The sequence below is a fragment of the Shinella sp. HZN7 genome (genome assembly GCF_001652565.1).
Lineage (GTDB): Bacteria > Pseudomonadota > Alphaproteobacteria > Rhizobiales > Rhizobiaceae > Shinella > Shinella granuli.
Map to the genome: position 1 here is coordinate 2,335,295 of NZ_CP015736.1, position 18,123 is coordinate 2,353,417.

Sequence of the window (18,123 nt, forward strand, 5' to 3'; positions counted from 1 at the left end):
CTTTTGATGCAGCTTTTAGAAACAAGGGAGACATCAAAAATGCAAAAGTACGATGCCCTGATCGTCGGCGGCGGCCATAACGGGCTGGTTACCGCCTGTTATCTCCAGCGCTCCGGCCTCAATGTCGCGGTGCTTGAAAAGAACGGCTGGGTCGGCGGGGCGGCGACGAGCCGCGAACTGACCCCGGGCTTCCTCTACTCCAACTGTTCCTATGTCTGCTCCCTCTTCCGGCCGGAGATCATGCGCGACCTGGAACTGCCGAAACACGGCCTCCAGGTCATCGCCTACGAGGGCGGCGCGGTCTTCACCCGCGACGGCGACTACCTCGCCTCCTACCGTGACCACGACAGCCACCGCCGCGAATTCGCGCGCTATTCGAAACGCGACGCCGAGGCCTACGAGCGCTACGCCCGCGACGTGACGCGCCAGTGCCGCTTCATCCAGCCGCTCCTGATGCGCACCGCGCCCGACCCCTTCGGCTTTCGCCCGCGCGACATTTCCGAATTCTTGTATCTCGCCAAGAAGTTCGGCGAGTTCAGCCCGCAGGAAATGGCCGAGACGCTGCGCTTCTGGACCATGTCGATCTCCGACTTCCTCGACGAATATTTCGAGACCGACGTCATCAAGGCCTATCTCGCGCTCTCGGGCATCATCGGCACCGCGCTCGGCCCCATGTCGCCCGGCACCGCCTATGTCCTGCTGCACCACTATATGGGCGAGGTGGACGGCTCCGTCGGCGCCTGGGGCTATGCGCGCGGCGGCATGGGCGCGGTGACGCAGGCGCTCGCCCGCTCCTTCGAGGCCGCCGGCGGCACGATCCGCACCGACGCCGAGGTCGCGAAGATACTCACCCGCGGCGGACGCACCACCGGCGTCGTGCTCGCCAACGGCGACGAGGTGCGCGCCGACCTCGTCGTCTCGAATGCCGATGTGAAGCGCACCTTCCTCAAGCTCGTCGACGAAGACACCCTGCCCGGCGACTTCGTCCACCGGGTCAAGCATTTCAAGATGCGCGGCTCCTCCGGCAAGGTGAACATCGCGCTCGACAGCCTGCCGGAGTTCCCGGCCCTGCCGGAAGGCTCCTCCTGCATACGCGGCGACATGCATTTCACCGATTCGATCGAGCGCATGGAACGTGCCTATGACGACTGGAAGGCGGGCCGCTGGTCGGCCGATCCCTTCCTCGACATGGTGATCCCGACGACGCTCGACCCGACCATGGCCTCGCCGGGAAAGCACTTCATGAGCTGCTTCGTGCAGTATTGCCCGCCAAAACTTCAGGGCCGCGACTGGACGGATGCCGACCGCGACGCCTTCGCCGAGACGGTGATCGGCCAGATCGCGGACTATTCGCCGGGCTTCCGCGAGCGCATCGTGCATATGGAGGTGCGCACGCCGCGCGAGATCGAGAACGAGGTCGGCCTGACGGAAGGCAACATCTTCCAGGGCGAGCTCACCTTCGACCAGCTTCTCTTCAACCGGCCGGTGCCCGGCTACGCCCAGTACCGCAGCCCGATATCCGGCCTCTACATGTGCGGCTCCTCCACCCATCCGGGCGGCGGGGTGATGGGCGCGCCCGGCCGCAACGCCGCCGCCGAGATCCTGCGCGACCTGAAGCGTTCCCCCGAGCAGATGAGCAAAGCCCATGACGTCATTTGATGCCATCGTGATCGGCGCCGGCCACAACGGCCTTGCCGCCGCCACCCGCCTCGCCAGGGGTGGCCGCAAGGTCCTGGTGCTGGAGGCGGCGAACGAGCCGGGCGGGGCGACGCGCGGCCGCGAATTCGCGCCAGGCTTCCGCTCCGCCGGCCTTGCCCATCTCGTCAACCGGCTCGACGCGGACATGGCGCGCGACATCGGCCTTGAGCTTGCCGGCACGGACGCCTTGCTGCCGACGACGGTTCTCGACGGCTCGGGAAAGGCCGCCGTGCTGCACGGCGCCTATGGCGAGCGCATCGAGGGCGTGTCGCCCGAGGAGGCCGAGGCCTTCGCGGCGCTGCGCGCGAAGCTGGTCTTCCAGGCGGGCATCCTGAAGCGGTTCCTCCGCCGCCCCCCGCCGCAGATCGGCGCGCTCTCGCTCGGCGATCTCTCCACCTTCGCTTCCGCCGGCTTCGGCCTCATCCGCAAGGGGCGCGGCGAGGGCCGCGATTTCCTGCGCATGCTGCTGATGAACGTCGCCGACGTCGCCGACGAATATCTTTCGGACGACCGGCTGAAGGGCCTCCTCGCCTTCGATGCGACGCTCGGCATCCATCTCGGTCCCCGCTCGCCGACCTCCCTGCTCGGCCTCTACTATCGCCTGACCGGCGAGGTCGCGGGCAAGGCCGGCGGCCAGTTCGTGCCGGCGGGCGGCATGGCGAGTGTCGCGCCCGCCTTCCTGCGCGCCGCGGAAAAGGCCGGCGTCACCCTTCGCTGCGGCACGCCCGTCGGCCGCATCCTCGCCGATCGCGGCCGGGCGAGCGGCGTGGCCCTCGGCGACGGCACGGAGATCACCGCCCCCGTCATCGTCTCGGCGATCCACCCGCAGACGACCTTCCTCCACCTCGTCGATCCCGCCGAAAGCGGCACCGGCTTCGTGCGCTCGGTGAAGAACGTGCGCAGCCACGGCAATGTCGCCAAGCTCGACCTCGCGCTCGACCGCATCCCCGATTTCACCGACCTGCCGGCGGAAGCCCGCGGCGGGCGCATCGTGCTGGTGCGCTCGATGGAGCAGGTCGAGGAGGCCTTCAACCCGGCGAAATACGGCGAATTCTCCAGCGATCCCGTCATGGAGGTGACGTTGCCGAGCCTTGCCGACCCGTCATTGTCCCCTGGCGGCGCCTGCACGCTCTCGGCGCTCGTGCAATATGCGCCCTATCGCCTCAAGGCAGGCTGGGAGAGCGGCAAGCCGGCCTTCCTCAAGATCGTGCTCGACACGCTGGAGCGCCATGCGCCCGGCCTCGAAAAGTCCGTGGTCGCGGCCAGCCTGATGACGCCGGTCGATATCGAGGCGGAATACAACCTGCCCGGCGGCCACTGGCATCACGGCGAGCTGCAGGCCGACCAGCTCCTCGTCAACCGGCCGACCAGCGCCGCCTCCGGCTACCGCACGCCCATCGAGGGCCTCTATCTCGCGAGCGCCGGCGCGCATCCGGGCGGCGGCATTTCCGGCCTGCCGGGCTGGAACGCGGCCCGCCACATCCTTTCGGGAGCGAGCGCATGAACGCCATGACGAAATCCACCGCGGACCTGCGCCGCGCCGCCCGCAACCATATCCTCACGCCGCGGCTGGAGAGCCCGTTCCATGACCGCCTGATGGCGCTGAGCGAGGTCAACGACTGGTACAACTGGGCCGGCTACAAGGCGCCGCATGCGCTGTTCGACGGCGAGCTCGAATATTTCGCCATCCGCTCCACCGCCGCCCTCTTCGACATCTCGCCGATGGTGAAGTACCGCATAACCGGCCCGGATGCCGAGCGCTACCTCAACCGGCTGACCCTGCGCGACGTGCGCAAGCTCGGCGTGAACCGCGTGCACTACACCGCCTGGTGCGACGACCACGGCCATGTGCTGGACGACGGCACGCTCTTTCGCCTCGGCGAGAACGAATTCCGCCTCTGCTGCCAGGAACGCCACCTACCCTGGCTGCTCGACAGCGCCTTCGGCTTTGCGGTCGACATCCACGAGGAGACGGAGGAGATCGCCGGCCTCGCCCTGCAGGGGCCGACGAGTTACGCGGTGCTGCGCGATGCCGGCTTTGCCGGCGTGGAGGCGTTGAAACCCTTTCATATCGGCACCTTCCCGCATGAGGACGGCGACGTGACCATCTCACGCACCGGCTTCACCGGCGATCTCGGCTACGAACTCTTCGTGCCCCGCGCGAACGCGCTATCGCTGTGGGACCGGCTGTGGCGCGCCGGCGCGCCGCACACGATCCGCGCCATCGGCTACGGCGCGCTCAATCAGGCGCGCATCGAGGCCGGCTTCATCGTCGCCAACACGGATTTCGTCACCGCCGAGGGAGCGCTGCGCGCCGACCGGGTGCGCATGCCCGACGAGATCGGCCTCGACTGGCTGGTCGATCCGGACAAGCCGAATTTCAACGGACGCCGGGCGATCCTCGACGCACGGCGGAATCAATCTCTCAAGCACGTCCTCGTCGGCCTTGAAATCGAAGGGAATATTCCCGCCGAGCATGCCATCGTCTACCATCGGAAAAAGCACGAGGCGGGCCTCGTCACCGCCGCGATCTGGTCGCCGACAGCCAAGCGCAACATCGCCATCGCCAGCCTCGAACGGCCCTACGGATCGAAGTTCACGGAGGACCTCTGGGTGGAGATCTATGCGATGCGGGAGCTGAAATACCAGAAGCTGATGAAACGGGCGAAGATCGTGCCGCGCCCCTTCGTCAGGCTCGCCCGGCGCACGGCGAGCCCGCCGGGCCTCACCTGACATGGACGAGGAGACCCGCCGCAACTGGGAGATCATCACCATGCCGCCCGGCACCGAATGGTCCGGGCGCGCGCGCTATGCGGCGGCCATGTATTTCTGCCAGCGCGGCGAAATGGCGTCTGACGTGCTGGAGGTCTACCGCATCTGCTCGCGGCTCGATGCGGAGGATCCCGTTTCGGTGCTCAAGCGCTGGCAGATCGGCGCGGAATGGATCGCGCGGCTCAAGGCCTATCGGTCAGAGTGACGGAACGTGGGAGGCGTAGGTGCGGAACAGGCGCCGCAGCGCCTCCTTGCCTTCGATCGCGATGTCGAACCGCCGCCCGAACAACAGCCACTCCGAACACAGGCCCTTGATGACCCAGCGCAGCATGGAAGCGGCGGACCGTGGCGTCCAGCAGGCGCAGAGCTTGCCCTGCCCCTGCGCCTTGGCGAACGCGGCTTCCAGCGCCTGCATGTGCTCATCGTTGATGTCGTTCTGACGCTCCGAGATGGCGGCGAATTCGCCCGACGTATCGCAACGCAGGAGGATCGACAGGATGCGCTGGCGGTGTTCGTCCGTGGCGAGCAGTTCGAGCCATTCCCGTCCGACCCGTTCCAGAACGGCGAAGACGTCGGCGTTCTCCGCCTCCAGCTCGCGGGCGATCAGCTCTTCCTGCGGCATGGGCAGTGAATTGTAGAGTTCCAGCACGAGATCCGCCCGGTTGGCGAAGTGCCAGTAGATGGCGCCGCGGGTGACCCCCGCGGCGCGCGCCACATCCGCCATGGAGGCGTGGGCGACACCCTTTTCGTAGAAGACCTTCTCCGCCGCCAGCAGGATCTGCTGGCGGGTTTCCTCGGCCTCGGCCTTGGTCCGGCGCATGGCGGCCTACTCCGCCGGGCTTGCCGCCGGAGCCGCCTCCTTCTTCTTGCCGTAGCCGAACAGCTTCATCACGAAGACGAAGAAGATGGGCACGAAGAAGATGGCGAGCACCGTGGCCGTGATCATACCGCCCATCACGCCGGTGCCGATGGCGCGCTGGCTGCCCGAGCTTGCGCCCGTGGCGATCGCGAGCGGCAGAACGCCGAGCGTGAAGGCGAGCGAGGTCATCAGGATCGGGCGGAAGCGCAGATGGCAGGCCTCGATCGTCGCCTCGATCAGCGACTTGCCATCCTCCATCAGTTCCTTGGCGAACTCGATGATCAGGATCGCGTTCTTCGCCGAAAGGCCGATGATCGCGATCAGGCCCACCTTGAAGTAGACGTCGTTCGACATGTCGCGCAGGGTGACCGCGATGACCGCGCCGATGACGCCGAGCGGCACGACGAGGATGACCGCGAACGGGATCGACCAGCTTTCATAGAGCGCCGCAAGGCACAGGAAGACCAGCAGGATCGACAGGCCGACGAGGATCGGCGCTTGCGAACCGGACTGGATCTCCTGCAGCGACTGGCCCGTCCATTCATAGCCGAAGCCCGGCGGAAGCTGGGCGGCGAGCCGCTGCATTTCCGCGATCGCGTCGCCGGACGAGAAGCCCGGCTTGGTGTCGCCGCTGAAGCGGACGGACGGGTAGCCGTTGTAGCCGACGGTCTGCGTCGGCGCCATCGTCCACTCCGCGGTCGCAAAGGCCGAGATCGGCACCATGCCGCCCGAAGCGTTGCGCACGTTGAGCTTCATCAGGTCGGCCACCTGCATGCGCTCGTTCTGGTCCGCCTGGACCGTCACGCGCTGCATGCGCCCGGCATTCGGGAAGTCGTTGACATAGGTCGAGCCGAGATTGGTCGAGATCGTCGTGTTGATGTCGGCGAAGGTCACGCCGAAGGTGTTGGCCTTCTCGCGGTCGATCGTGACATTGACCTGGGCCGCATCCGGCATGCCTTCGACGCGCACGCCCGCCACGACATTGCTCTGGGCGGCAAGGCCGAGGAGCTGGGCGCTCGCGGCCGACAGCGCCTGCTGGCCGAGGCCGCCACGGTCCTGCAGGCGGAACGAGAAGCCGCCCGTCGTGCCGAGGCCCTGGATCGGCGGCGGCGACAGCGCGAAGCTGATCGCATCCTTGATCTGGCTCATGGCCATGCTGGCCCGCCCGGCGATCGCCTGTGCCGAATTCTCCGGCCCGCGCTCGCTCCAGTCCTTCAGCGTCACGAAGGCAAGGCCCGCGTTCTGCCCCGAACCGAAGAAGGAGAAGCCGTTGATGCCGACGATCGTGTTGACCGCGGGTTCCTGGCCGAAGATCTGCTCGACCTGGGTCAGAACCTCGTCGGTCCGGTGGCCCGTCGCCTCGGAGGGAAGCTGCATCATGACGATGGCAAAGCCCTGGTCCTCGTCCGGCAGGAACGACGACGGCAGCTTCACGAACAGGTAGCCGAGGCCCGCGAGGATCGCGAGGTAGATCACCATGAAGCGGCCCGCCCGGTGCACCAGCCAGCCGACGCTGCGGCTATAGCCTTTCGACGAGCGGTCGAAGCCGCGGTTGAACCAGCCGAAGAAGCCGCGCTTGGTGTGATGATGGCCCTTGGGAACCTGCTTCAGGAAGCTGCCGGCCAGCGCCGGCGTCAGCGACAGCGCGAGGAAGGCCGAGAACAGGATCGACACGACCATCGTCAGCGAGAACTGCTGGTAGATGACGCCGACCGCGCCCGGGAAGAAGCCCATCGGGATGAACACCGAGGCGAGCACCAGCGTGATGCCGATGACGGCGCCGGTGATCTGCTTCATCGCCTTGCGGGTCGCCTCCTTCGGCGGCAGGCCCTCTTCCGACATGATGCGCTCGACGTTCTCCACGACGATGATCGCGTCGTCGACGAGGATGCCGATGGCGAGCACCATGGCGAACATGGTGAGCACGTTGATCGAGAAGCCCATGGCGAGCATGACGGCACAGGTGCCGAGCAGCGCGACCGGGACGACGAGCGTCGGGATGATGGTGTAGCGGATGTTCTGCAGGAACAGGAACATCACGAGGAAGACGAGGCCGACGGCTTCGAGCAGCGTGTGCAGCACCTTCTCGATCGACACCTTGACGAAGGGCGAGGTGTCATAGGGCGTCGAATATTCGAGGCCCGGCGGGAAGAACTGCGCAAGCTCGTCCATGCGGGCCTTGATCGCCTCGGAGGTCGCCATGGCATTGCCGGTCGGCGAGAGCTGCACGGCGACGGCGGCCGAAGGCTGGCCGTTGAGGCGCGTCGAGAACGAATAGGTCTCGCCGCCCACTTCGATGCGCGCGACGTCGCGCAGGCGCACGGCCGAACCGTCCGCATTGGCGCGAAGCACGATGGCGCCGAACTCTTCCGGCGTCGTCAACTGGCCCTTGATGTTGACGGGGGCCGCGATCTGCTGGGTGATCGGGTTCGGCTGCGCGCCGATGCTGCCGGCCGCGATCTGGGCGTTCTGCGCCTGAACGGCGGCGGTGACATCGGCAGCCGTCAGGTTGAGGCCGAGCATCTTGGCGGGATCGAGCCAGATGCGCATGGAGCGCTGCGTGGCAAAAAGCTGCGCACGGCCGACGCCGGGCACGCGCTGGATTTCCGAGAGGATGTTGCGGTTGACGTAGTCGCCGAGGCTGATGGCGTCCATCGAGCCGTCGGTGGAGGTCAGCGCGACGATCAGGAGGAAGCCTGAACCGGCCTCCTCGACCTGCACGCCCTGGCGGCGCACGGAATCGGGCAGGCGCGGCTCGACGCGGCTGACGCGGTTCTGCACGTCGACCGAAGCCTGGCTCGGATCGGTGCCCGGCGCGAAGGTGATGTTGATTTCGGCCGAACCCGAGGCACTCGAGGTCGATTCGAAATAGAGCATGCCCTCGACGCCGTTCAGCTCATCCTCGATGAGCTTGGTGACGCTCTGGTAGGTGTCCTGCGAGGACGCGCCGGAATAGGTCGTCGACACCGTGATCTGCGGCGGGGCGACGTCGGGATATTGCGCGATCGGCAGGAGGGGAATGGAGATGGCGCCGGCGATCATGATGAAGATCGCGACGACCCAGGCGAAAATCGGCCTGTCGATGAAAAAACTGGGCATCCTTCAGATCCTCACTTCGCCTGCTCGGCCTTGGCGGCATCCTCGCCGCCCTCCGCCGTGCCGGTCTCGCCGGTCTGCGCGGCGCCGGCATCGCCAGCCTCAGCCGCGCCGCCTTCGGCAGCCGACTGGGCGGCCTTCGCCCCCGCATTCGGGTTCCACTCGGTCGGCACGACTTCGCCGCCCGGCTGAACCTTCTGGAAACCTTCGACGATGATCTTCTCGCCGTCCTTCAGGCCGTCGGGAATGACCCAGTTCGTGCCGATGGCCCGCCCGACGCGCACAGAGCGGGTGCCGGCCTTGTTGTCGGCGGAGACGACATAGACGAGCGCGCTGCCCGAGCTGTCGCGCTGCACGGCCTGCTGCGGCACGATGACGGCATTCTTCTCGATGCCCTGCTCGATCTGCACGCGCACATACATGCCCGGAAGCAGGTCGCCGTCCGGGTTCGGGAACTCGCCGCGCAGCGTCACCTGGCCGGTCGTCTCGTCGACCGCGGCTTCGGAGAACAAGAGCTTGCCCGAATGCGGATAGGCGGAACCATCGTCCAGCACCAGCTTGACGTCGGCCGAATTGTTGTCGGCCATCAGGGCGCCGTCCTGCAGTGCCTTGCGCAGGCGGATGAGATCGGTCGCCGACTGGGTGAAGTCGGCATAAACAGGGTCGAGCTGCTGGATCGTCGCAAGGTTTTCCGTGCCGTTGGCCGAAACCAGCGCACCCTCGGTGATCAGCGCGCGGCCGATGCGGCCGCTGATCGGCGCCTTGACCTCGGTATATTCGAGATTGAGCTTCGCGGTCGCAAGGCTCGCCTCGGCGATCGCGACATCCGCATCCGCCTGCGCGAGCTGGGCGACGGCATCGTCATAGGTCTGCACGGAGGCGACGTTCGACTTGCGCAACTGCTCCTGGCGCTCGGCGGTGTTGCGCGCCTGGGCCTGAACGGCCCGGGCACGGCGCAGCGTCGCCTCGGCGCTGTCGACCTGCACCTGGAACGGCGCGGGATCGATGCGGTAGAGCACGTCGCCTTCCTTGACCTGCGAGCCCTGCTCGAAGATGCGCTCGATGACGATGCCGGTCGCACGCGGGCGGACTTCCGCCGTGCGGGTCGCGGCGATGCGGCCCGGCAGGTCGTTGGTGATCGGCACATCCTCTGCCTTCACGGTGATGACGGCCACCTGCGGCGGCGGAAATGCAAAGCCGCCCTGCGCCGCCTGCTCGTCCTGGCAGCCGGCGAGAATCAAAAGGGCGCCGAAGGTCGCAATCGAAATCGGTCTCGTGAAACGCATGGGTTCTTCCATAAGCGGTGCCGCCCGAAGCGCGGCAGGGTGCTGAAAACGTGAAGATGCGGTGATCGCAGGACCACCGCATCGCAACATACAAACAAGGCTGTATGTTAGTTTCCGATCTTTGACAATCGTCAGCGCGACACCAGTCACGGAATTGTGATGAGGGGCCTCATCGTATGGCTTGGCCATTTGCATCGAAGCGATGCATCTGGTCCGCCGCCGGCGTGGCGAAGACCACGTCATCAGGCTGATAGTGATGCTCCCCGAACAGGCGGACGGTGAAGGCACCGACCTTTTCCGATTCGAGATAGACGATCGTGTCCGCACCCAGATGCTCGACATGCACGGCTTTCGCCTGCCAGTCGCCGCTCTCGCGCGACAGCGTGATGTGCTCCGGGCGCACGCCGATGGTCCTGGCATCGGAGATGCCGAGGCGCTCGGCGTCGATGAAGTTCATGCCGGGCGAGCCGATGAAGCCGGCGACGAAGAGGTTGGCCGGCCGGTTGTAGAGCTCCATCGGCGAGCCGACCTGCTGGATGACGCCCGCATCCAGCACCACGATCTTGTCCGCCAGCGTCATCGCCTCGACCTGGTCGTGCGTGACGTAGATCATGGTGGCCTTCAGCTCGCGGTGCAGCCGGGCGATCTCCAGGCGGGTGTTGACGCGCAGCGCCGCATCGAGGTTGGAGAGCGGCTCGTCGAACAGGAACAGCTTCGGCTCGCGCACGATGGCGCGGCCGATGGCGACGCGCTGGCGCTGGCCGCCGGACAGTTCCGCCGGGCGACGGGCGAGGTACTTTTCCAGCGACAGCATGCCCGAGGCCTTGGCGACGCGCTTTTCGATTTCGTCCTTCGGGGCGCCCGCCTGCTTGAGGCCGAGGCCCATATTGTCCTTGACCGTCAGGTGCGGATAGAGCGCGTAGGACTGGAACACCATGGCGATGCCGCGCTTTGCCGGCGGCACGGTCACGACTTCCGCGCCGTCGATGGTGATCGAGCCGGAGGTCGCATCCTCGAGGCCCGCGATGATGCGCAGCAGCGTGGACTTGCCGCAGCCCGAGGGGCCGACGAAGATGACGAACTCGCCGTCCTTCACGTCGAGGTCGATGCCCTTGATCACGTCGACAGTGCCGAAGGACTTGCGTACGGATTTGAGTTGAAGAGAGCCCACTGATATCCCCTTAAAGCTTGACCGTTTGACCGGTTCTGACACTTTCATCGGCCGCCAGGCAGATCCGCAGCGACTGCACCGCATCGTCCATGTGCCGCGTGAGGTCGATGTCCTCGCGGATCGCCTTCAGCACATAGGCCTGTTCGCGGTCGCACAGTTCCTGGTGGCCGGGCTCGCCGGCCATCCTCAGGTCCTCGTCCGGCGACAGGAACCTGCCGTCCGGGCCGGTGGCCGCGTTGTGCAGGCGGATGACCGCCGTCTTGGTGTGGGTGTCGATGTCGTCCGACTTGGCGTTCGGATCCATGACGATCGAGACGGAGCCGTTCGGCGACATGACGTCCTTCACGAAGAAGGCCGTTTCCGAGATCATCGGCCCCCAGCCCGCCTCGTACCAGCCGAGCGAACCGTCGTCGAAGAGCACCTGGAGATGGCCGTAATTGTACATGTCCGGCGCGATCTCGTCGGAGAGGCGCAGGCCCATGCCGCGCACCTCGACCGGCTTGGCATCGGTGATCTGGCACATCACGTCGACATAGTGCACGCCGCAGTCGACGATCGGCGGCGTCGTCTGCATCAGCGCCTTGTGGGTCGCCCAGGTCGGCCCGCTCGACTGCTGGTTCAGGTTCATGCGGAAGACATAGGGCCCGCCGAGCTTGCGCGCTTCCTCGATCAGCCGCATCCAGGAAGGATGGTGGCGCAGGATGTAGCCGACGACGAGCTTGCGGCCGTTCGCCTTGGCGCAGGCCACCACCCGCTCGGCATCCGCCACGGTCGTCGCCAGCGGCTTTTCCACGAAAACGTGGGCGCCCGCTTCCATCGCGGCGATCGCATACTCGGCATGGCTGTCCGAATAGGTGTTGATCGAGCAGAGCTCCGGCTTCAGCTCCTTCAGCGCCTCGTGGAAGGACGGCAGGATCTCGTAGCCTTCGAGCCCGGCCGGAACCGGAACCTTCGAGCGGTTGACCAGCCCGACGATCGTAAAGCCCGGATTTTCATGATAGGCAAGCGCATGGCTGCGGCCCATATTGCCGAGGCCGGCGGAAAGAACGCGAATGGCAGAACTCACTTGACTGCTCCCGAGGTGATGCCGCGGATCAGTTGCCGCGAGAAGATGAAGTAGAGGATGAGGACGGGCAGGATCGCGAGCGAGAGCGCGGCGAGCACTGCGTTCCAGTTGGTGACGAACTGGCCGATGAAGATCTGCGAGCCCAGCGTCACCGTCTTGGTCGCCTCGCTCGGCGCCAGGATCAGCGGAAACCACAGGTCGTTCCAGATCGGGATCATGGTGAAGACCGCGACCGTCGCCATGGCCGGCCGCACGAGCGGCAGGACGAGGCGGAAGAAGATCGCATATTCCGAAAGACCGTCGATGCGCCCGGCATTCTTGAGGTCGTCGGAGACGGTCCGCATGAACTCGGAGAGGATGAAGACGGCGAGCGGTATGCCCTGCGCGGTGTAGACGAGGACCAGCGCCGTCAGCGTGTTGACGAGCCCCGTCGCGACCATGCCCTGCAGGATCGCCACCGTGCCGAGACGGATCGGGATCATGATGCCGATGGCAAGGTAGAGGCCCATCAGCGTGTTACCGCGGAAGCGGTATTCCGAGAGCGCGAAGGCGGCCATGGCGCCGAACAGCAGCACCAGCGCGATGGAGGCCACCGTGACGATGAAGCTGTTCTGGAAGTAGGTCGCGAAATCCCCCTGCCCCAGCACCGTCGTATAGCCGACGAGGTCGAAGGTCTCCGGCGTCGGAAGCTGCATCGGGTTGCGGAAGATGGCGTTGCGGTCCTTCATCGAGTTGATGAGCGTCAGGAACACCGGGAAGACCGAGATGATCGCGTAGCCGATCAGCGCCAGGTGGACGAGCGACGTGCGGGTCAGCGAAGTGCGTGCTTTGGACATGTCCGGCCCTCCCGATCAGAACTGGTAGCGACGCATGCGCCGCTGGATGGCGAAGAGATAGAGCGAGACGCCGGCGAGGATGATGAGGAACATGACCGTCGCGATCGTCGCGCCCATCGAGCGGTCACCGAGCTGGAGCTGGAAGCCGAAGAAGGTGCGGTAGAGCAGCGTGCCGAGGATGTCGGTGGACTTGTCTGGCCCCGCCAGCGCGCCCTGCACGGTGTAGATCAGGTCGAAGGCGTTGAAGTTGCCGACGAAGGTGAGGATCGAGATGATGCCGATGGCGGGCAGGATCAGCGGCAGCTTGATCTTCCAGAACTGGCTCCAGCCGGTGACGCCGTCACATTCGGCCGCCTCGATCACCTCTTCCGGGATGTTGAGCAGCGCCGCGTAGATCAGCATCATCGGGATGCCGACATATTGCCAGACCGAGATCAGCGACACGGCAATCAGCGCCGAACCCGGCTTGCCGAGCCAGGGCGAGAAGAAGGACTTCAGGCCGACGAGATCCATCAGGTAGGGCGAGACGCCCCAGATCGGCGAGAGGATCAGCTTCCAGATGAAGCCGACGATCACGAAGGAGAGCAGCGTCGGCAGGAAGATCGCCGTGCGGTAGAAGGCGGCAAAGCGCAGCTTCGGGATCGACAGCATGGCCGCGAGCGCCACCCCGATCGGGTTCTGCACCAGCATGTGGATGATGAAGAAGATGACGTTGTTCTTCAGCGCGTTCCAGAAGTCGGCCGCCCAGCGCTCGTCGCCGAACAGCACCATGAAGTTGCCGAGGCCGACGAAGGCCGGCTGGCCGTCCACCGTGTTGAACAGCGACAGGCGCAGCGTCTCGATGAGCGGCAGGATCATGACCGCCGAATAAACGATGAAGGCCGGCAGCAGGAAAACGCCGATATGCCAGCGCCTTGGCCGCCTGATCGGTCCTGTTGCCTCATGGGAAGAAGGTATGTCGCTCATGGCCCAGCGTGCCCCGTCCGGTTGTTATTGGTTAGGTCCGCATGCACGGACGCGTTGCGCGGCCGGTTGTGCCGCACATGACAAATTCAGCATACACGATAGTGCCGGGGTCGCTCCCCGATTTTGCCTTGCGGCGTCCTGACCTCTCCACCTTCGGAAAGATCGGGGGCACCCAGCCCCTCATCCGGCCTGCCGGCCACCTTCTCCCCGCAAGCAGGGAGAAGGAGACTTGCCGCAACGTCTCAGTCCCCTCTCCCCGCCTGCGGGGAGAGGGCTAGGGTGAGGGGCATTCCCCTCTCCCGCGCATCCATTTGTCCCAGTCTTAATTGGCCGGCTTGTACCAGCTATCGAGGCCCTTCTGGAGCTTCTCGCCGGCCACCTCAGGCGTATCCGTGCCGTTGATGACGTTGGCCGATTCGGTCCAGGTCTCGTTTTCGAGGTTCGGCGTGCCGCGCGACAGGATCTGGTAGGTCGAGCGGATCGTCGGCTGGCACTTCTCGCGCCAGGAGACGAATTCCTGCGCCAGCGGGTCGTTCATCTTCACGGCCGTCGAATTCAGGCTGAAGAAGCCCGGCAGCGAGTTGGCGTAGATGTCGGCGAATTCCGGCGAGGCGACGAAGCTGAGGAACGTCTTGGCAGCCTCCGCATTGCCGCCCTTGGCGTTGAGGCCGATGCCGATGTCGTTGTGGTCCGAGATGTAGCAGGTGTCGCCGGCATTCTTCACCGGCGGCGGGAACGCGCCCATCTTGAACTGCGCCTGCGTGTTGAACAGGCCGATTTCCCACGAGCCGGCCGGGTAGATGGCAGCGCGGCCGAGCGTGAAGAGGTTCTGGCTGTCCGGATAGGTCTGGGCTTCGAAACCGTCGCCGAGATAGTCCTTCCACTTGGCGAGAACGCGGTAGGGCTCGACCCAGGCGTCGTCGGTCAGCTTCTGCGTGCCGGCGATCAGCGCCTTGCGGCCTTCCTCGCCCTTCCAGTAGGTCGGGCCGATGTTCTGGTAGCCCATGGTCGCGGCTTCCCAGAGGTCCTTCGTGCCCATGGCCATCGGGATGTAGCTGCCCTCTTCCTTGATCTTGTCGAGCGCGGCGAAGAATTCGGCTTCCGTTGCCGGAACGGCGATGCCGAGCTGGTCGAAGGCATCCTTGTTGTAGATGAAGCCGTGGATGACCGAGGCCATCGGCACGCAGAAGGTCGTCGCGCCGTCGTCCGTCGTCCAGGCGGACTTGGCGACGTCGGAGAAGTTCTCCATGCCCGGCAGGTCGTTCAGGCCGGCAAGGTGCCCCTTGTTGAAGAGTTCGAGCGAGGCGTCGAACGGACGGCAGGTGATGAGGTCGCCGGCCGAACCGGCGTCGAGCTTGGCGTTCAGCGCGGCGTTGTATTCGGTCGGCGCGGTCGGCGAGAAGACGACCTTGATGCCGGGATTCTTGGCTTCGAAGGCCGGGATGATCTTTTCCTGCCAGATGGACAGGTCGTCGTTGCGCCAGCTTTCGACCGTCAGCGTGACGTCCTGCGCCTGGGCAAGCCCGGCCGTGCCGAGGATGCTCGTGGCGAGCAACAGGCCTTTGATTGCGGTGCGTGTCATTTCATTCTCCCCTTTTATGCGCCGCGGCGCGTTTTGAGACCAGTTTATCCAAGGGCTTTCAGGGCGCGCCGGAGGCTCTGCCCCGAGCGGTCCAGCGCCGCCTGCGCCGCGCCGGCATCCCGCGCCCCCGCAGCGAGCAGCACGGCCGTCTTGACCGAGCCTTCGGAGCGCTGAAGGAGGCGTTCCGCCTCGTCGAGCCCGACACCGGAAATGTCGGAGACGATGCGGCAGGCACGCCCTCTCAATTTGATGTTGTCGGCCTTGAGATTGACCATGTGGCCATCGTGCACATGGCCGAGATGCACGCCGACGAGCGTGGAAAACATGTTGAAGGCGATCTTCTGCGCCGTGCCGGCGCCCATGCGCGTCGAGCCGGAAATGACCTCCGGCGGCGTTTCGAGCAGGATCGCAACATCGGCGCCCTCGAACAGCGCGGCGCCGGGATTGTTGGCGAGCGCCACGACCCGGGCGCCCTTCTCCTTCGCATGGGATGCGATCGCCAGCGCATAGGGCGTGCTGCCGCTCGCCGAAACGGCAACAACGCAGTCGCGCGGGCCGATATCGGCCGCCGCGGCGTCGCCGACGGCGAGCGCGCGGTCGTCTTCGTAGCCGCCCGCCAGGTCTTCGAGGCTCGCGGCCCCGCCGGCGAGCAGGATGACGATGCGATCGCGGGAAATGCCGTAGGTGCCGGGAAGTTCGAGCGCGTCGGCCATGGCCATCAGGCCGGAACTGCCGGCACCGACATAGACGAGGCGTCCGCCGGACAGAAGCGCATCGGCCGCAAGACGGGCGGCAGTGGCGATATCGGCAAGCGCCGCATCGACGGCGCCGGCCGCGGCCTTCTGGGCATCCGCAAGCACTTTCAGCACATCCACGGGCTGACGCTCGTCCAGCCCGCTTGCCTGATCGTGTCTGCCTTCTGTCCTGCCTGCAGCCATCGCCGTGTCTCCTCTGGCCGGAATTAATGCCAAAAAAATACCAATTGTCCATAGGAAATTAATTTTTGAGACCACTTTTTTGGTATCAAATATTTTTATCATTTAAAAACAGCAGTTTGAACGAAAGCTTATTTTCGATACCACCATACCCCTTGGTTAATGGTATTTTTTTGGTATCGTTGTGCTCGGAGGTGCCCATGACAGATCTTATTCTCGGTATCGACGGCGGGGGAACGAGTTGCCGCGCAGCGGTCGCACGCCCGGACGGCACCATCCTGGGGCGCGGCAAGAGCGGCGCGGCCAATATCCTGACCGATCCCAACAATGCGATCATCTCCATCACCGAAGCGGCCAGGGCCGCCTATCGCGACGCAGGGCTCGACGAGGCCGGCATCGACGGCGCCTCCGCCTTCCTCGGTCTTGCCGGCACCAATGTCGGCGATCTTACCCGCTACGTGCATGACCGCCTGCCCTTCCGCCATACGGACATCGATTCCGACGGCCTGATCGCCCTGCAGGGCGCGATCGGCGACACGGACGGGGCCGTCGCGATCCTCGGCACCGGCTCCATCTATATGGGGCGCAAGAACAATGTGGTCCGCTATGTCGGCGGCTGGGGTTTTACCGTCGGCGATCTCGGCGGCGGCGCGCGCATCGGCCATGCGGCGCTCCAGGAAGCGCTGCTGGCCCATGACGGCGTGCATCCGCGCTCGGGCCTCACGGATGCCATTCTCGACGAATTCAAGCACGATCCGCGCGGCATCGTCGAATTCGCCCGCCTCTCCAAGCCCGGCGATTTCGGCCGTTATGCCCCCCTCGTCTTCACCCGCGCGAAGGAGGGCGACCCGCAGGCGATCGCCATCGTCACGGCGGGGGCGGCAAGCGTCAACGAATCCCTCGACGCCATCATGGCGCTGGCCGGCGCGCCGCGCCTCTGCCTGCTCGGCGGCCTTGCGCCGCTCTATCCGCAATGGCTGTCCGAACATCACCGCGCGATCCTGGTGGAGGCCGAGGCGGACGCCCTGACCGGCGCCGTGGCGCTGGCCGCCAAGGGTTACAGAGAGCGAACGGGAGCTGCCGCATGACCACGCCCCTTGCCGCGATCCTCACGCCGGAAAGCCTGCAGTCGGGCGTACCCGGCCCGCTCTATGTCAAGCTGCGCCAGATGCTGGAGGAGGCGATCACCTCGGGCAAGCTGAACTACGGCGACGCCCTGCCCGCCGAGCGCGACCTCGCCGACCACGCCAATGTCAGCCGCGTCACCGTGCGCAAGGCCGTCGACGACCTCGTCAAGGACGGCCTGCTGGTACGCCGCCACGGCTCCGGCACCTTCGTCGCCAAGCCCGTTGCCAAGGTGCAGCAGTCGCTCTCCCGCCTCACCTCCTTTACCGAGGACATGGCCCGCCGCGGCCTCGTCACCCGCGCCGAATGGCTGGACCGCGGCCTGTTCCACCCCTCGCCGGACGAGATGATGATGCTCGGCCTTCCTGCCGATGCGCTCGTCGCGCGGCTCGGGCGCCTGCGCGTCGCCGACGACATGCCGCTCGCCATCGAGCGCGCCTGCATCTCGGCGGAATTCCTGCCGGATCCGATGCAGGTCACGACCTCGCTCTATGCCGCGCTGGAAAAACGCGGCTGCCGGCCGGTCCGCGCCGTGCAGCGCATCTCCGCCTACAACATGAAGGATCCGGACGCGGCCATGCTCGGCGTGCCCGCCGGCTCCGCCGGGCTTTCCATCGAGCGGATCTCCTATCTGCGCTCCGGCCGGGTGGTCGAGTTCACCCGCTCCATCTATCGCGGCGATGCCTACGATTTCGTCGCCGAACTGACGCTTTCCGAGACGTGACCAACCG

At 65.8% G+C, this 18,123-nt stretch carries 15 protein-coding genes; 6 read left to right on the forward strand and 9 right to left on the reverse strand.

What is annotated here, in order from left to right:
• The first annotated feature begins 39 nt into the window (after positions 1–39).
• From shn_RS11240 to shn_RS11255, 4 genes are read left to right on the forward strand one after another with little or no spacing between them, the layout of a single operon-like run.
• Positions 40–1,659 (forward strand): NAD(P)/FAD-dependent oxidoreductase, encoded by a 1,620-nt coding sequence (locus shn_RS11240; protein ID WP_064330478.1) that lies wholly within the window; start codon positions 40–42, stop codon positions 1,657–1,659.
• Entirely contained in the window at positions 1,646–3,202 is a 1,557-nt protein-coding gene (locus tag shn_RS11245) for an NAD(P)/FAD-dependent oxidoreductase (protein ID WP_064330479.1), read from the forward strand. The genes shn_RS11240 and shn_RS11245 overlap by 14 nt, the downstream gene beginning before the upstream one ends.
• Positions 3,199–4,431: an aminomethyltransferase family protein gene (locus tag shn_RS11250; RefSeq protein WP_145925907.1), complete on the forward strand. Its 1,233-nt coding sequence runs from the start codon at positions 3,199–3,201 to the stop codon at positions 4,429–4,431. Before shn_RS11245 ends, shn_RS11250 begins: the two co-directional genes overlap by 4 nt.
• Position 4,432: 1 nt before the next feature.
• Positions 4,433–4,675 carry a hypothetical protein gene (locus tag shn_RS11255; protein WP_064330480.1) on the forward strand — a complete coding sequence of 81 codons (243 nt, stop codon included), beginning with the start codon at positions 4,433–4,435 and terminating at the stop codon, positions 4,673–4,675.
• Here shn_RS11255 and shn_RS11260 read toward each other — a convergent pair.
• The 9 genes from shn_RS11260 to shn_RS11300 all read right to left on the reverse strand — a co-directional run bounded on the left by shn_RS11260 (position 4,667) and on the right by shn_RS11300 (position 16,270).
• Positions 4,667–5,290, reverse strand: a complete 624-nt coding sequence (locus shn_RS11260; protein WP_064330481.1) for a TetR family transcriptional regulator — start codon at positions 5,288–5,290, stop codon at positions 4,667–4,669. The two genes, shn_RS11255 and shn_RS11260, sit on opposite strands and share 9 nt — an antisense overlap.
• Before the next feature lie 6 nt (positions 5,291–5,296).
• Positions 5,297–8,428: an efflux RND transporter permease subunit gene (locus shn_RS11265; RefSeq protein WP_064330482.1), complete on the reverse strand. Its 3,132-nt coding sequence runs from the start codon at positions 8,426–8,428 to the stop codon at positions 5,297–5,299.
• A gap of 11 nt (positions 8,429–8,439) precedes the next feature.
• Complete coding sequence (locus shn_RS11270) at positions 8,440–9,723, reverse strand: efflux RND transporter periplasmic adaptor subunit (RefSeq protein WP_064330483.1); 1,284 nt, start codon at positions 9,721–9,723, stop codon at positions 8,440–8,442.
• A gap of 157 nt (positions 9,724–9,880) precedes the next feature.
• A complete protein-coding gene (locus shn_RS11275) occupies positions 9,881–10,882 on the reverse strand; it encodes an ABC transporter ATP-binding protein (protein ID WP_064330484.1) in 1,002 nt (333 codons plus the stop codon).
• Positions 10,883–10,892: 10 nt separating this feature from the next.
• Positions 10,893–11,906, reverse strand: coding sequence for a Gfo/Idh/MocA family protein (locus shn_RS11280; protein WP_064332554.1), 1,014 nt, complete (start codon positions 11,904–11,906; stop codon positions 10,893–10,895).
• A 38-nt stretch (positions 11,907–11,944) separates the two neighbouring features.
• Positions 11,945–12,784: a carbohydrate ABC transporter permease gene (locus tag shn_RS11285; protein WP_064330485.1), complete on the reverse strand. Its 840-nt coding sequence runs from the start codon at positions 12,782–12,784 to the stop codon at positions 11,945–11,947.
• Between the two features lie 15 nt (positions 12,785–12,799).
• Complete coding sequence (locus shn_RS11290; RefSeq protein ID WP_064330486.1) at positions 12,800–13,750, reverse strand: carbohydrate ABC transporter permease; 951 nt, start codon at positions 13,748–13,750, stop codon at positions 12,800–12,802.
• Positions 13,751–14,072: 322 nt separating this feature from the next.
• Complete coding sequence (locus shn_RS11295; protein ID WP_064330487.1) at positions 14,073–15,332, reverse strand: ABC transporter substrate-binding protein; 1,260 nt, start codon at positions 15,330–15,332, stop codon at positions 14,073–14,075.
• A 44-nt stretch (positions 15,333–15,376) separates the two neighbouring features.
• On the reverse strand, positions 15,377–16,270 hold the full coding sequence (locus shn_RS11300) for an N-acetylmuramic acid 6-phosphate etherase (protein ID WP_064330488.1): 894 nt from the start codon (positions 16,268–16,270) through the stop codon (positions 15,377–15,379).
• Positions 16,271–16,467: 197 nt separating this feature from the next.
• Here shn_RS11300 and shn_RS11305 point away from each other — a divergent pair, with 197 nt between their 5' ends.
• On the forward strand, positions 16,468–17,355 hold the full coding sequence (locus shn_RS11305; protein ID WP_064330489.1) for an N-acetylglucosamine kinase: 888 nt from the start codon (positions 16,468–16,470) through the stop codon (positions 17,353–17,355).
• Positions 17,352–18,116: a GntR family transcriptional regulator gene (locus tag shn_RS11310; protein WP_064330490.1), complete on the forward strand. Its 765-nt coding sequence runs from the start codon at positions 17,352–17,354 to the stop codon at positions 18,114–18,116. The genes shn_RS11305 and shn_RS11310 overlap by 4 nt, the downstream gene beginning before the upstream one ends.
• The last annotated feature ends 7 nt before the right edge of the window (positions 18,117–18,123 follow it).

Coding starts and splice junctions, on each gene's coding strand:
- shn_RS11240 (WP_064330478.1), top strand. CDS start 40: ATGCAAAAGTACGATGCCCTGATCGTCGGCGGCGGCCATAACGGGCTG.
- shn_RS11245 (WP_064330479.1), top strand. CDS start 1,646: ATGACGTCATTTGATGCCATCGTGATCGGCGCCGGCCACAACGGCCTT.
- shn_RS11250 (WP_145925907.1), top strand. CDS start 3,199: ATGAACGCCATGACGAAATCCACCGCGGACCTGCGCCGCGCCGCCCGC.
- shn_RS11255 (WP_064330480.1), top strand. CDS start 4,433: ATGGACGAGGAGACCCGCCGCAACTGGGAGATCATCACCATGCCGCCC.
- shn_RS11260 (WP_064330481.1), bottom strand. CDS start 5,290: ATGCGCCGGACCAAGGCCGAGGCCGAGGAAACCCGCCAGCAGATCCTG.
- shn_RS11265 (WP_064330482.1), bottom strand. CDS start 8,428: ATGCCCAGTTTTTTCATCGACAGGCCGATTTTCGCCTGGGTCGTCGCG.
- shn_RS11270 (WP_064330483.1), bottom strand. CDS start 9,723: ATGGAAGAACCCATGCGTTTCACGAGACCGATTTCGATTGCGACCTTC.
- shn_RS11280 (WP_064332554.1), bottom strand. CDS start 11,906: ATGGGCCGCAGCCATGCGCTTGCCTATCATGAAAATCCGGGCTTTACG.
- shn_RS11285 (WP_064330485.1), bottom strand. CDS start 12,784: ATGTCCAAAGCACGCACTTCGCTGACCCGCACGTCGCTCGTCCACCTG.
- shn_RS11290 (WP_064330486.1), bottom strand. CDS start 13,750: ATGAGCGACATACCTTCTTCCCATGAGGCAACAGGACCGATCAGGCGG.
- shn_RS11295 (WP_064330487.1), bottom strand. CDS start 15,332: ATGACACGCACCGCAATCAAAGGCCTGTTGCTCGCCACGAGCATCCTC.
- shn_RS11300 (WP_064330488.1), bottom strand. CDS start 16,270: ATGGCTGCAGGCAGGACAGAAGGCAGACACGATCAGGCAAGCGGGCTG.
- shn_RS11305 (WP_064330489.1), top strand. CDS start 16,468: ATGACAGATCTTATTCTCGGTATCGACGGCGGGGGAACGAGTTGCCGC.
- shn_RS11310 (WP_064330490.1), top strand. CDS start 17,352: ATGACCACGCCCCTTGCCGCGATCCTCACGCCGGAAAGCCTGCAGTCG.